The 15,329-nt window shown below is 60.6% G+C and carries 5 protein-coding genes; 4 read left to right on the plus strand and 1 reads right to left on the minus strand.

Annotated features, from left to right (window positions below):
- The first annotated feature begins 20 nt into the window (after positions 1-20).
- Both ACSVHP_RS00375 and chbG read left to right on the plus strand, forming a co-directional pair.
- A complete protein-coding gene (locus ACSVHP_RS00375; RefSeq protein WP_447550605.1) occupies positions 21-1,376 on the plus strand; it encodes a 6-phospho-beta-glucosidase in 1,356 nt (451 codons plus the stop codon).
- Between the two features lie 11 nt (positions 1,377-1,387).
- Positions 1,388-2,146, plus strand: a complete 759-nt coding sequence (gene chbG, locus ACSVHP_RS00380; RefSeq protein WP_447550606.1) for a chitin disaccharide deacetylase — start codon at positions 1,388-1,390, stop codon at positions 2,144-2,146.
- A 121-nt stretch (positions 2,147-2,267) separates the two neighbouring features.
- On the opposite strand, the gene katE is transcribed toward chbG, so the two are convergent.
- Entirely contained in the window at positions 2,268-4,517 is a 2,250-nt protein-coding gene (gene katE, locus ACSVHP_RS00385) for a catalase HPII (RefSeq protein WP_447550607.1), read from the minus strand.
- 165 nt (positions 4,518-4,682) lie between these two features.
- On the opposite strand from katE, the gene cedA reads away from it, so the two are divergent.
- Both cedA and ACSVHP_RS00395 read left to right on the plus strand, forming a co-directional pair.
- Complete coding sequence (cedA, locus tag ACSVHP_RS00390; RefSeq protein ID WP_265178128.1) at positions 4,683-4,979, plus strand: cell division activator CedA; 297 nt, start codon at positions 4,683-4,685, stop codon at positions 4,977-4,979.
- Positions 4,980-5,292: 313 nt separating this feature from the next.
- The gene (locus tag ACSVHP_RS00395) at positions 5,293-15,303 is read left to right on the plus strand and encodes an autotransporter outer membrane beta-barrel domain-containing protein (RefSeq protein WP_447550608.1); all 10,011 of its coding nucleotides are present in this window, start codon (positions 5,293-5,295) and stop codon (positions 15,301-15,303) included.
- Positions 15,304-15,329 lie beyond the last annotated feature (26 nt).

Genomic DNA, 15,329 nt, shown 5'->3' on the forward strand with positions numbered 1-15,329 from the left:
TACGTTAAGGGAGATAAAGTATGCAACAGAAATTAAAAGTCGTAACCATTGGCGGCGGCAGCAGTTATACCCCGGAATTACTGGAAGGTTTTCTGAAGCGTTATCATGAACTGCCGGTCAGCGAATTATGGCTGGTGGACGTTGAAGAAGGGCAGGAGAAGCTGAATATTATTTTCGACCTGTGTCAGCGCATGGTGGAAAAAGCGGGCGTCCCGTTAACCGTACATAAAACCCTCGATCGCCGCCTGGCGCTGAAAGATGCCGATTTTGTCACCACCCAGCTGCGCGTGGGCCAGCTGAAGGCGCGTGAGCTGGACGAGCGTATCCCGCTGAGCCACGGCTATCTCGGCCAGGAGACTAACGGCGCGGGCGGCCTGTTTAAAGGACTGCGCACCATTCCGGTGATTTTTGACATCATTAAAGATGTCGAAGAGATTTGCCCGAACGCCTGGGTGATTAACTTTACCAACCCGGCCGGGATGGTGACCGAGGCGGTCTATCGTCACACTGATTTCAAACGCTTTATCGGCGTGTGCAATATTCCGATTGGCATGAAGATGTTTATCCGCGATGTGCTGGCGTTGACCGACAGCGATGAACTCTCCATCGACCTGTTCGGCCTGAACCATATGGTGTTTATCAAAGACGTGATCGTGAACGGCACGTCGCGCTTTGACGAACTGCTGGACGGCGTCGCCTCGGGCCGCCTGACCGCCGCCTCGGTGAAAAACATCTTCGACCTGCCGTTCAGCGAAGGGCTGATCCGCTCCCTGAACCTGCTGCCGTGCTCGTATCTGCTCTACTACTTCAAGCAGAAAGAGATGCTGGCGATCGAAATGGGCGAGTACTATAAGGGCGGCGCGCGCGCGCAGGTGGTGCAGAAGGTTGAAAAACAGCTGTTCGATTTGTACAAAGATCCCAACCTGAACGTCAAACCGAAAGAGCTTGAGCAGCGCGGCGGGGCGTACTATTCCGACGCGGCGTGTGAAGTGATCAACGCCATCTACAACGACAAGCAGGCCGAGCATTACGTCAACGTGCCGCACCACGGCCACGTCGATAACATCCCGGCCGACTGGGCGGTGGAGATGACCTGCATCCTGGGCCGCGACGGGGCGAAACCGCACCCGCGCATCACCCACTTTGATGACAAAGTGATGGGACTTATCCACACCATTAAGGGCTTTGAAGTGGCGGCGAGCAACGCGGCGCTGAGCGGCGAGCTGAACGACGTGCTCCTGGCGCTGAACCTCAGCCCGCTGGTGCACTCCGATCGCGACGCGGAGCAGCTGGCGAGCGAGATGATTCTGGCGCACGAAAAATGGCTGCCAAACTTTGCCGCTACCGTTGAGAAGCTGAAGTTCAAACAGCGCTAAGAGGACGAGCGATGGAAAACCTGCTGATCGTGAATGCCGATGATTTTGGCCTTTCTAAAGGGCAGAACTACGGCATTATTGAGGCCTGTCGTCGGGGCGTGGTGACCTCGACCACGGCGCTGGTGAACGGCGACGCGGTTGAACACGCCGCGGCGCTGGCCCGCGAGGTGCCGGGCCTGGGCGTGGGGATGCACTTTGTGTTGACCCTCGGCATGCCGCTTTCGCCCATGCCGGGGCTAACACGTGACGGACAGCTGGGGAAGTGGATCTGGGAGATGGCAGAGCAGGACGCGCTGCCGCTTGACGAGATCGCCCGCGAGCTGGACTGTCAGTTCAACCGCTTTGTCGATATCTTTGGCCGCGAGCCGACGCATCTCGACAGCCACCATCACGTGCATATGATCCCGGCGATTTTCCCGATTGTCGCGGACTTTGCGCGGCGAAAAGGGGTGGCGATGCGCGTGGATCGTGAGGTGCAGGCGCTGCACGGGCTGTCGTTCTTCTCTGTGCCGACCACCGACGGCTTCAGCAGCGCGTTTTACGGCGAGGCGATTGACGAGGCGTTGTTCCTGAAGGTGCTGGATGATTCCGCCGCGCGGGGCGAAAAGTCGCTTGAGGTGATGGCGCACCCGGCGTTCGTGGATAACACCGTGCGTAAAAGCGCCTACTGCTGGCCGCGCCTGGCGGAGCTGGACGTGCTGACCTCGCCGTCGCTGAAATACGCGATTGCCGAGCGGGGGTATCGGTTAGGGACGTTTGGGGATCTTTAAGAAGTCTTGAGCGGCCTGTTGCCCTCACCCCGTCCCTCTCCCACGGGAGAGGGTGCACGCATAAAAAAACGGTAACCTGGGTTACCGTTTTGCTTTTACCTTGCCGGACTCGGGTATTTTTTTACGCCGGGATCTGATCGATTTTGCTGCTACGCGACCACACGCGGTGCGCCGCCAGCAGATCAAACAGCTTCGTCATAAACGCGTCGTCAACGCCGTCGCCTTCGACAATCCCGTCTTCGCCCTTATCGGCAACCTTCAGCAGCGCTTTGAACTTGCGAGCGTCGCCTGCCAGCGCGATGGGCTTCAGGTGCTTGTAGGCTTCGAGCAGGTAATAGGCCGCGTCGCCGTTGCTGAGCAGGCTGTCGATATCCCCGCACGGCACAATCACCGCATCCACCGTCAACGACGGCTCACCGGCGAAGGTCCCGGCGATAGGCAGTTCGGAGCCATCGCTGGCCTTGACTTTGCCCATACGGGAGTAGAGCAGCTTGGCATGGACGCCCTTGCTCTTCAGCGCCTTCAGGGTGCTCAGCACGTCGCTGGCGCGGGTGCTGTCGTTGAGCAGGATAGCCACCACGCGGCCCTTAATATCGCCGCCGGGGATCGCGTACAGGCTGAGGGACGGATCTTTTTTCAGGCCGTTCACGTCCTGCGGCGGCACCGCGTTGCGCTGCTCATCCGTCAGGGTGATGCCGAGGTTATCGGCCACGCCCTGCGCCAGCGTCAGATCGATGTGCGCCAGCTGATCGACCACCCGCTCGCGGATGTATTCACGCACCACCTTGCTCAGCTCGAAGCTAAACGCACCGATAATATGCTGCTGCTCGATCGGGGTCTGGCTGTTCCAGAACAGGCGAGGGTGGGCATAGTATTCGCCAAACGACGGGCTGCGCTCGCGAACCTTATGGCCTTCAACGCGCTCCTGGTACGACTCAAAACCACCGCGTGTTGGTGCTGGCGGGGTTTCGCGCGGCCAGTTGTCGTTAATCGAGTTCGGCTCGTAGTTGGCCGGGTTGGTGTCGATATCCTGACGATGCATCCCGTCACGCTGGAAGTTGTGGTACGGGCAGGTCGGACGGTTGATCGGGATTTCGTGGAAGTTTGGCCCACCGAGGCGGCTAATCTGGGTATCGGTATACGAGAACAGACGCCCCTGAAGCAGCGGATCGTTGGTGAAGTCCAGGCCCGGAACGATATGGCCCGGGTGGAACGCGGCCTGTTCGTTTTCGGCGAAGAAGTTGTCCGGGTTGCGGTTAAGCACCATTTTGCCCACCAGCTGCACCGGCACCAGCTCTTCCGGGATCAGCTTGGTCGGATCCAGCAGGTCAAAATCAAACTTAAACTCGTCCTCTTCCGGGATCAGCTGGAAGCCCAGCTCGAATTCCGGGAAATCACCCGCTTCGATAGACTGCCACAGCTCGCGGCGGTGGAAGTCCGGGTCGCGCCCGGTCAGCTTCTGGGCTTCATCCCACACCAGCGACGCTTTACCTGCTACCGGCTTCCAGTGGAAGCGCACAAAGGTGGCTTTACCTTCGGCGTTAATCAGGCGGAAGGTGTGAATACCGAAGCCTTCCATGGTGCGCAGGCTGCGCGGAATACCACGGTCGGACATTGCCCACATCACGTTGTGCAGCGTTTCCGGTTGCAGGGAGACATAGTCCCAGAAGGTGTCGTGCGCGCTTTGTCCCTGCGGAATAGCCCAGTGCGGCTCGGGTTTCACCGCATGAACAAAGTCAGGGAATTTGTGCGCGTCCTGAATAAAGAAGATTGGGGTGTTGTTGCCCACCAGGTCGAAAATACCCTCTTCGGTATAGAACTTGGTGGCAAAGCCGCGAATATCACGCACCGTATCGGCGGAGCCTGCGCCGCCCTGGACGGTGGAGAAGCGCACAAAGACCGGGGTCTTCTTGTTCGGATCCGAAAGGAAATCCGCTTTGGTAATGTCTTTCAGGCTTTTATACGGCTGGAAATAGCCGTGCGCCGCAGAGCCACGGGCGTGAACGATACGTTCCGGAATGCGCTCGTGGTCAAAGTGGGTGATTTTCTCGCGCAGAATAAAGTCTTCAAGCAGGGTAGGCCCGCGGCTGCCCGCGCGCAGCGAGTTTTGATCGTCGGCGATACGCACGCCCTGATTGGTAGTGAGCGGGAAGCCTTCACCGCCCTTGCGGGACGCTTCGAGCGCCTTGAGCTTATCGTTAACGTTGTCCGGGGATTTCATGCTGCCGGGTGCAGTAGGTTGTTCGCCAGGTGCGCTAGGGCCTGGAGTAGCGCGGTGCGACCCGTCTTCGGGTGCTAAGGAGTCCATTCCGGGTTTGGCTTCTTGGCTGTTGTGGGGTGTAGGTGAGTTTTTTTTATCATGCTTCGACATTGCGCCTGCCTCCTGATTTCATCACTGAAAAGTCGTCGTAGTTGCTTAAAAGCCTATTAACTATAGGACAATGTGAGGAGATGACCTGAAATCGCACGACTTTAAGAATGATCCCTTGGTGAACGGTGCGCTTTACGCATCAACCAGGCGACGAGCGGGGGCGGGATGGGCTATCATAGGAATTTCCTGTTTCCAGAATTTGCTTTAGTGAACCAGTCGCTTATGAAACCATTTCGCCAACAAAACCGCCCTGTGATTTCCTACGTGCCCCGCGTTGAACCTGCTCCGCCCGAACATGCATTAAAAGTGGACGGTTTTCGCGATGTCTGGCAGCTACGCGGCAAATACGTGGCATTTGTCCTGATGGGTGAACACTTTCGCCGTTCACCCGTGTTTACCGTGCCGGAATCAGCGCAGCGATGGGCACGACAAATCCGTCAGGATGAAGATATTCAGGATTAACGCTCTCTTTCGATACCCGTTGATGCAACCGCGATAAAACGGGTATCGCGCAACAATATATTTTTAAACGATATATTCTTTTTGATTTTTTAAAATTATAGACATTAAGAATAAAACAAAAATTCCCCATTCTTTTTTTGAATAAACCATGTCAAATAATTTCTACTCAAGGTGGTATACGGCAGTGTGATATATATCATGTTGTGTAAATAATTAGCTAAATAACTGATTTCCTCCCTGAAAAAATTCCGCTGAATTTCTGCGAAACCTCTACGCTTTAGGTGTTACGAAACATTAATGTCAGGGCGGAGACATGAATAAAAAATCTTTTCCGGAGGGGAGATATAACCTCTCCCGTCTGGCTATTGCTATTCGAAATGCTATTCCCTTTCTGGTCATTGCGGCGCTTCCTGTCAGCGCGGAAACGACCATACCCTCACAAACATCAACCTATACGCTGACCGGCACCGATCCTTTTGTTATGCCATCACCGAATGATATTACCGTGTCCAGCGGCGCGGCGATCGCGGGTAATACCTCTCAGGACTGGCAGGTGACAATCGATGATGGGGCAACGCTAAACGGCGCATCCTATGGGCTCACGCTGGGGTCAGCATCAGGTGCCACCGTGCTGAATCTGGGTGGCGATGTGACCACGACCGGAGGCGGCTCTAACGGCAGCGCCGCCGGTCTGATACTCACCTCTGGCGGTACGGCAAATATTCTTTCTACCGGCTCGATTGACAGTAATAGCGACGGGATTTTCCTGACCAACGGCGGCACGGTGAATAACAGTGGTTCGATTAGCGGCGCTGATGGCGGTACGTCCGTTTATTTCAGCTCGGGCAATGGGACCTACGCAGGTAATAGCGGTTCGGTTATTGGCGGCGGTTACGGGATCATCGTTGACGTGGGCACCACGGCGGTTTCTAACGAAGGCGCCATTAACGTTCTTCATAATGGCATCTGGTTCCGTGACAGTTCAGCGGGCACGGTGAATAACCTGGCGGGCGGGGTAATTAATTCGTCGAGCACGTCTAATTACGGGATATATATTACTACCTCCGGGACGGTCTCTATTATTAACGCCGGATCAATTACCGGTAATACCGGGGTGGCGATTACCACGGGCGGCAAAACGCTCACCAACAGCGGGGCAATTACCGGTACGGGTGGGACGGCCATTTCGTTAACGGGCACTAATAACACCGTCAGGCTCCAGACGGGAAGCGACATCGACGGCGCCATCACCTCAACGGGCAGCGGAAATGCGCTGATTATTAACGGGCAGGGAACGCTGAACGGCTCGGCGACGGGCGTTGACCACATTACGGCGGCCATCGATCCAGGACAAAGCTGGCTGCTGAACGGCACGACCTACAGCACCACCGGCACAACCGCCAGTGCGCTACAGGTTGAGAGCGGTACGCTGATCCTGAACGGCGCGCTAACCCATACCGGCACCGGGGGCGGAACGACCATCACTACTGATGGCATCCTGCAACTCGGCAATAACGACGCCAGCGGCAGCGTAACGGGGAATATCGCCAATAACGGCCTGCTGCGTTTCTCGCGCACGGACTCGTCCACCTTTGGCGGAACTATCGACGGCGCGGGGAGTATTAATCAGGCGGGTTCCGGTGAAACCATTCTGAGTGCGGCAAATAATTTTACCGGCGGGAGCACGGTGGATGCGGGAACCCTGAACGCAGCACACGTTGGCGCGCTGGGAGATGGCGATGCCACCGTTAACGGCGGCGGGACGCTGGTTCTCTCCTTTATCTCTGAAGAGATGAATAACAACATTATTAATAACGGGCTCTTGAACCTCACCGGGCAGAATATCTCGCTGGAAGGCGTCCTTTCCGGGACCGGCGAGACCCGGATTACCTCGGTTAACAACCGAATAGACGGTGTCAACAGCAGTTATTCAGGCCTGTGGAATATTCTCGATTCAGGCTCCATGTTTGTGGCGTCCAGCGAAAACCTCGGGACAGGGACGGTGCAGCTGGCAGGGATCCTGAATATTGTTCCCGTCACCGGCGGATTTGATTTTGCCAATCTGCTGACCGGCTCGGGCGTCGTGAAGGTTTCAATGACCTCCGGCAATTCGTTTAACTTTACCAGCAGCGTCGGGTCTCAGTTTACCGGTACGCTGGAAATGGGCCCCGGCGCATTGAGTCTGGATGGGGTGAATACCAGCACCCTGACGAACGCAACGCTACAGCTGGATTTAGGCAGTTTAACCACGGTTGGGGCGACGCAGCAGAACATCGGCAACCTGACCTTCAACGGCGGGATCCTGAGCTTCCCGGATCTGCCTGCCGGGTTGGTGAATACGAATCAGCTGAACATGATTTCCGGCTGGGTGCGCGTCGATCCTGCCGCCATCGTGGATCCTACCAATTTACTGAAGGCGGACGACGGCCAGAGCGTGCAGCTGGTCAGCGCCACAAGCAACCTTGGCTCGGCCTCCAGCCTGGGGTTGCAGGACCTGACGGGCAGCCCCATCACTTCCACAGTGGGCAACGTCACGCAAAACGCGAGCACCGTCGCCATCGCCACCTATGACGGTTTTGGCCTTAACGATACCAACGGCTTAGGCGTCGGATACACCTTAAGCCAGCTCGATCTCCAGGCCGGGCAGACCTTAACTCTCTCCGGCGACGCCGCGACGCCGTCAGGCGCGGACGACATGAAGGCGCTGCTGACCGGCAGCGGCAATCTGGCCGTCAACGCCACCAGCGCCATTACCCTCACCAACGGCGCAAACGACTATTCCGGCACCACCACGGTGACGGGCGGTACGCTGCGCGCCGGGGTGGCCAACGCGATCGACGACAGCAGCCTGGTGACGCTCAACGCCGGGACCACCTTCGATCTCAACGGCTTCGATCAGAGCGTGAATAACCTCAACGGCGCGGGCAACGTGACGCTGGGGGCCGGGGATCTGGTGGTGAATACCGCGACGGGGACTACCTCCTACGGGGGCGCCATTACCGGCAGCGGCTCGGTGACCAGTAACGGCCCGGGCACCTGGGTACTGACAGGTGACAATAACTGGACCGGCGGCACGACGATCGGCGGCGGGATCCTTCAGCTTGGCGCAGGCGGCACCACCGGATCGCTTACCGGAAACATCACCAACAACGCCTCGCTGGTATTAAACCGCGCCAATGCGCTGACCCTGGCGGGGGCGATTGACGGTACCGGCAGCGTTACCCAGACCGGAGCGGGGGTGAGCACCCTGAGCGGGGCCAACAGCTACGGCGGCGGGACGGCGGTGAATACCGGCACGCTTAACGCGGCGAACGCCACCGCGCTCGGTACCGGCGCGGCAGCGGTCAACGCGGGGGCAACGCTCGATCTCTCGTTTACCGGCGGTACGATGGGCAACGCCATTGCCAACGCCGGGCTGGTGAACGTGACGGGCGCGAATAACACCCTCAACAGCGTCTTTACCGGGGCGGGGGAAAACCGTATCAGCGCCGACGGCACGGTGTTCGGGGGCAACAACAGCGGCTTTACCGGGAACTGGAATATCGTAGAGGGCGCGTCGGCTGATGTCTCCGCCGCGCAGAATCTTGGCGATGCGCGAATGCGGCTCGACGGCGAGCTGAATATCGCGCAGCCATCCGGTCCTTACACCTTCACCAACCCGCTGGTGGGCACCGGGCTGATGACCGTCGCGCTCGATAACAGTAGCGCATTCGCGTTCGCCAGCGGCGTCGGGAGTGATTTCACCGGGACGCTCGAACTGGGGCAGAGCAACTTTGCGCTGTCGGGTAACAACACCACGACCTTAACCAACGCCACCTTGCAGCTTGATGCCGGGAACACCACTACGGTGGGTGCGGGCACGCAAAACGTCGGCAATCTGACCCTCAACGGCGGTACGCTGAACTTCGGCAACCTGCCGACCGGGACGATCAATACCGGGAACCTGGCCATGACCGCCGGGACGGTGCAGGTCGATCCCACGGCGGTGGCCGATACCGGGGGCAACCTGTTAACCCAGGACGATGGCTCCAGCCTCCAGCTGATTACGGCGACGGGCACCAGCGGCTCGGCGGGCAATCTGACCCTGACGGATCTCTCCGGTGCGGCGCTCAGCAGCTCGCAGGCCAGCATCGACCAGAACGGCGCGACCGTCGCTATCGGCACCTACGGCTACACCCTCAACGGCAACAACGGGCTGGGAGTCGGTTATACCCTCAACCAGCTCGATCTTCAGGCCGCACAGACCCTGACCTTATCCGGCGACAGCACCACGCCAGCCGGGGCGGCAGAGATGAAAGCGCTAATCTCAGGCAGCGGCAACCTGGTGGTGGATGCCACCAACGCCATCATCCTCTCTAACGCCAGCAACAGCTATACCGGCACCACCACGGTGACGGGCGGCACGCTGCGCGCCGGGGCGGTGAACGTTATCGATAATTCAAGCGAGGTGGCGCTCAACGCGGGCACCATGCTTGACCTGAACGGGTTTAACCAGAGCGTAAACAACCTGAGCGGCACGGGCAACGTCACCCTTGGGGCGGGTTCGCTCACCCACAACGCCACCGGCGGCAGCGTGACCTACGGCGGGGCGATTAACGGCGCGGGCGCGGTGACCTCTACCGGCCCTGGCACCTGGATCCTGACCGGCCTCAACGCCTGGACGGGGGGCACCACCATCAGCAGCGGGATCCTGCAACTGGGGGCCGGAGGCACAACCGGATCCCTCGTCGGCAATATCGTCAACAACGCCTCGCTGGTGGTGAATCGTCTTAACGATATGACCCTGGCCGGGACCATCAGCGGCTCAGGCTCGCTCACCCAGAACAGCGCCGGGACGGGCACCACCAGCCTGACGGGTAACAATACCTACACGGGCGCCACCGCGGTTCAGCAGGGCACCTTGCAGCTCGGCGCGGGCGGCACCAGCGGGGCTATCGCCAGCGCGAGCGCGGTCACGGTGGACGGCGGCGCGACGCTGGCCTTCAACCGCAGCAACGCGCTGGCGGTGGATAACACCATTAACGGCGCGGGGGGCGTGGTCCAGCGCGGCAGCGGCACCACCACGGTCAGCGGGGTTAACGGCTACAGCGGCGGCACCACGGTACAGTCCGGCACCCTGAACGCCTCGAACGCCAGCGCGCTGGGTACGGGAGCGGCAGCGGTGAACAGCGGGGCGAACCTGGTGCTCTCCTTCAGCAACGGCACCTTCGCGAACGACGTTGCCAACGCGGGACTGCTGGACGTGACCGGGGTGAATAACACGCTTAACAGCGATATCACCGGGACGGGCACCAACCGCATCAGCGCGCTTAACACCACGATCGGCGGGGACAACAGCCTCTTTACCGGCAGCTGGAACATCGTAAACGGCGGGTCAGCGAAGGTCACGGCCGGGCAAAACCTGGGGGATGCCGCCGTCCAGCTGAACGGTATTCTCAACGTGGCGCCGGCGAGCGGCGGCTATACCTTTACCAATACGCTTACCGGCGCCGGGCTGATGATGGTTGAGATGGCGCCCGGCGGCAGCTTTGCCTTCGACAACACCGTGGGCAGCGCCTATACCGGTACGCTGGAGCTTGACCAGAGCCTGTTTAACCTGTCCGGCGCCAACACCACCGCGCTTACCAACGCCACGCTGCGCCTGAACGCCGGAAACGAAACCACGGTGGGCACCGGAACGCAAACCATCGGCAACCTGACCCTGAGCGGCGGGGCGCTGATCTTTAACGGCGAAGTCCCGCCGGGGCAGGCCGACGGAACGGTTGCGGTGAATAACCTGACGCTTACCAGCGGCGACGTTCGCGTAGAAGCCCCAACGGCGGGCGTGCCTAACCCGTCGCCGTCAGGGCAGAACCTGATGGAAGAGGATGACAAAGAGATCCTCTCGCAGCTGGTCTCAGCGACCACCGTTACGGGCAGCGCCGGGAACGTTAACCTGACCGACCATAACGGGGATGCCATCAGTAATCCGCAGCAGTTCGCGGTGACCGAAGGCAGCACGGCCGTGGCGAACGCCACCTACGACTATTCGCTCACCACCGGAACGGGCAACGACGGGCTGTATATTCAGTACGGCCTGAAGACCCTCGATCTGCTGAGCGGCCAGACGCTGCATTTAACCTCGGATGCGGGTGCTGCGGGCGCGGCGTCGACGCTCTCGGCCCAGGTAACAGGAAGCGGCGCGCTGGACGTGAACGCCAGCGCCGCCGCTGAGCAGACCGTTACGCTCAATAACGGCAGCAACAGCTACACCGGCGCGACCACCGTATCGGGCGGAACGCTGCGTCTTGGCAGCGATAAGGCGCTGGGCAACACCAGCCTGCTTACCGTCAACAGCGGGGCGACGGCCAATATCAACGGCAAAACCCAGACCATTGGTGCGCTGGGGGGCGACGGCGGGCTGGCGGTGAACGGCGGTAATCTCACCATCAGCAACGGCGGCACCTTCGGCGGCGTAGCCAGCGGCGTGCTCGGCAATCTGACCCTCTCCGGCGGGACCTTAACCCTGACCGGGGCCAACACCTTCACCGGCGTCACCACCATTAACAGCGGGGCGACCATGCAGGTGGGCGCAGGCGGCACGACGGGCAGCTATAGCGGGCCGATTGTCGATAACGGCACGCTGACCTTCAACCGCAGCGACGATGTGTCATTAACCCGCGCCGTCACGGGCAGCGGTGAGCTGCATCAGGACGGCGCGGGCACGCTGTTCGTTAACGCTGACGTTAACGTTACCGGGCCCGTCGTGATTAACGCCGGGACGCTGAGCATCGGCGACGGCACCACCGACGGCAGCGTGAGCGCCGATATCGCTAACAGCGGCGCGCTGGCGTTTAACCGCAGCGACTGGACCTACGGCGGAGTGATTAGCGGGACGGGAACCGTCACCCAGGTCAGCGGTAATCAAACCACCCTGACCGGGGCTAACGCGTACAGCGGTGACACCACGGTCAGCGCCGGAACGCTGAATGCGGCCAACGCGGGCGCGCTCGGCACCAGCGCGGCGACGGTGGACGGCGGCGCGACCCTGGCGCTCTCCTTCGCTAACGGCACCTTCGATAACGCAGTGGAAAACAACGGCGTGCTGAACGTGACCGGGGCCGGAAACACGCTGAATACCGACGTGACCGGCACGGGTATCAACCTCATCAGCGGCCTCAATACCACGCTGGCGGGAGACAACAGCGGCTTTACTGGCAGCTGGGATATCACCAGCGGCGGCGAAGCCAGCGCGGCGGCGCAGGACAATCTCGGCGGCTCTGCGGTTCAGCTTAACGGCATTCTGAATATTATCCCTGCCAGCGGCGGCTTTACCTTTATCAACGCCCTGACCGGAAGCGGCGTGCTGTCGGCAACGATGGGCGCGGCAACCGACGCGTTTGATTTTGCCGCCTCGGCGGGCAACGCCTTTAGCGGCACGCTGGCGCTGCGTCAGGGAACGCTGGATCTGGCGGGCGATAACGCGGCTGCATTAACGCAGACTACGCTGCTGCTGGGTGCGAAGGGCATTGCCACGCTTAACAGCGACCAGAGCATCGGCGATCTGACCTTCGGCGGCGGGCTGCTGGACGTCGGAATGAAAACGCCGGACACGGCGGATATTCTGACCGTTAACACCCTCAACGTGGACGCTGGCGTGTCTGAGCCAAACATTGGCGTGGTGAACCTTCAGACCGCCGCGCTGCCGGCGGGCACTAAACCGGACGGCAATTTCCTCGACCAGGATAACTCGGTGGAAAACGGCATTCAGGTGGTGAAAGCAACGACGGTCAGTTCGGAAGGGACGCAGCTGACCCTGCTGCTCGACGGCACCGCGCCGGGAGATGAAACGGACCAGGTCTCTGACGGCTTCGGCCACGATGATGTTCTGGCCACCTACGGCTATACCGCGGTGATGACGGCGGGCGAGAATGCCCCCGGCGGTCCGGGGCTGTACGCGGGGTATATGCTCAAGGTGCTGAACAGCCAGTCGACGGCGGTGATTGACTCCACGGGGGCGACGGACACCACCCTGGGCGCGAAGCTTACCGGCGTCGGTGATTTTGACTTCCGCGCCAACGACGGGGTTATCACGCTTGCTAACACCGCCAACGATTATCAGGGCAAAACCCTGGTCTCCAGCGGCACGGTGCGTCTTGGCGGCAACAACACTCTCGGGCAGACCCGCGAGCTGAATATTGCCTCGGGAGCCACCACCGACATCAACGGCTTTAGCCAGACCATCGGCGCGCTGAACGGTGCGGCGGGCAGCACGCTGGCGCTGAACGGCGGGGCGCTGACCATCACCAGCGGCGGCCAGAGCAGCGGCAGCCTGACCGGGAGCGGCAGCCTGAACCTGACCGGAGGCGAGCTGACCCTCAACAACGCCAACGCGGGGCTGAGCGCCGCGGTGGATGTGGACGGTGGCGCAACGGCGCGGCTTAAAAACGCGGCGGCGCTGGGAAGCGGCGATATCACCCTCGACGGCACGCTGGTGCTGGATACCGTGAACGGCACCTTTGCCAACGCGGTGCAGGGGGCGGGTGCGCTGAACCTGGTAAACGGCAGCGACGTGACGCTCGGCGGCAACAACGCTGACTTCAGCGGAACGGTGGATATCGATTCGGCCAACCGCCTGACGGTGCAGCAGCCTGCCAACCTTGGTACCTCGTCCATCACCAACGACGGCGAGCTGGTGCTGAACGCCAGCAATAATTGGGCATTCAGCAATGCGATGAGCGGCAGCGGTCTGTTGACCAAAGCCGGGGCCGGTATGGTCACGCTCGCCAGCGATTACGCCCTCACGGGCGGCACCCACGTTGAGGCAGGCACGCTGGCGCTGGATAACCGCGCGGCAGCCCTTTCCGGCGGCGGGGCGGTGACGGTTGACGAAGGGGCAACCCTCGGCGGCTACGGCACCATCGTCGGGAACGTCACCAGCAACGGCACCGTTTCTGCGGGGGATGCCATTACGGCTCTCTCCGGCGGGGCGGGCAATCTGACCATTCAGGGGAACCTGGATAACTTCAACACCGTCAATCTGGCGGGGAATACCGTTGGCAACACCCTGACCGTGACCGGGAACTACACCGCGCACAGTACGCTGGTGCTAAATACCGTGCTGGGCGGGGATAATTCGAAAACCGACAAGCTGATTGTGCAGGGCGACACCAGCGGCCATACCGACGTGTACGTGAACAACAAGGGCGGCAGCGGGGCGCAGACCGTCAACGGCATTCGCGTGATTGAGGTGGACGGCGCGTCGAACGGCGACTTTACCCTGGCAAACCGCGTGGTGGCGGGGGCGTATGACTACCAGCTGTTGCAGGGCACGCCAGCCGGCAACGACGGGGACTGGTACTTGCGCGTCCCTGTGAATCAGCCGGTGGTGCCGATCCGTCCTGAAGCCGGGGCTTATCTGGGCAACCAGAGCGCGGCGATGGATATGTTCAGCCACAGCCTGCACGATCGCGTGGGTGAAAGCCTGTTCGTGACCGGCAACGGCCAGCAGCTGGACGTGCCTTCCGCGTGGATCCGCACCTTCGGCAGCCGCACCGACAGCCAGAGCGCCGGGCAGATTGGTCAGGACACCTGGAGCAACGGGGTGCAGCTTGGCTTTGATATCGCCAATAACCTGCAAGTGCAGAACCGCTGGCAGGTTGGGGTGATGGCGGGCTACGGCTCGGCCAGAACCCGTAACCAGAGCGACGGGCAGGGCTATGTGGCGCGCAGCGAAGTGGACGGCTACAGCGTCGGTCTGTACGGCACCTGGTTTGCCGACGGTCGTGCGGAAGGCACCGGGCCGTACATCGATACCTGGACCCAGTACGGCTGGTACAACAACAAGGTGAACGGCGAAGGGCTGCCGGAGCAGAAATACGACAGCACCACCCAGTCGGTTTCCGTCGAGGGCGGCTGGGCCTTCAACGTCTACAACACCTCGCTAATGAGCTTCTTCATTCAGCCGCAGGAGCAGGTGATCTACACCCACTACGACGCGGATGACGTGAAAGAAGACAACGGCACGAAAGTGAAGAGCCAGAACGACGGCGGCTTCAGCAACCGTCTGGGGCTGCGCGTCTACGGCTACTCGGCCGACAAGCAGGGCCGCCAGTGGCAGCCGTTTATCGAAGCCAACTGGCTGTATAACGGCTACACCGACACCATCAAGATGGACAGCACCCGTCTTGAGTCGGATACGCCGAAACACCGCTACGAAGTTAAAGCCGGGGTGGAAGCGAAGCTCAGCAACCAGTGGAGCCTGTGGGGTAACGTGGGCACGCAGCAGGGTGGCAGCGATTACCACAGCATTGAGGGCGGTCTGGGCGTGAAATACAGCTGGTAACTCAGCAGAAACGAAAAAGGCCATCA

The sequence above is a fragment of the Enterobacter sp. 186315 genome (assembly GCF_053290175.1).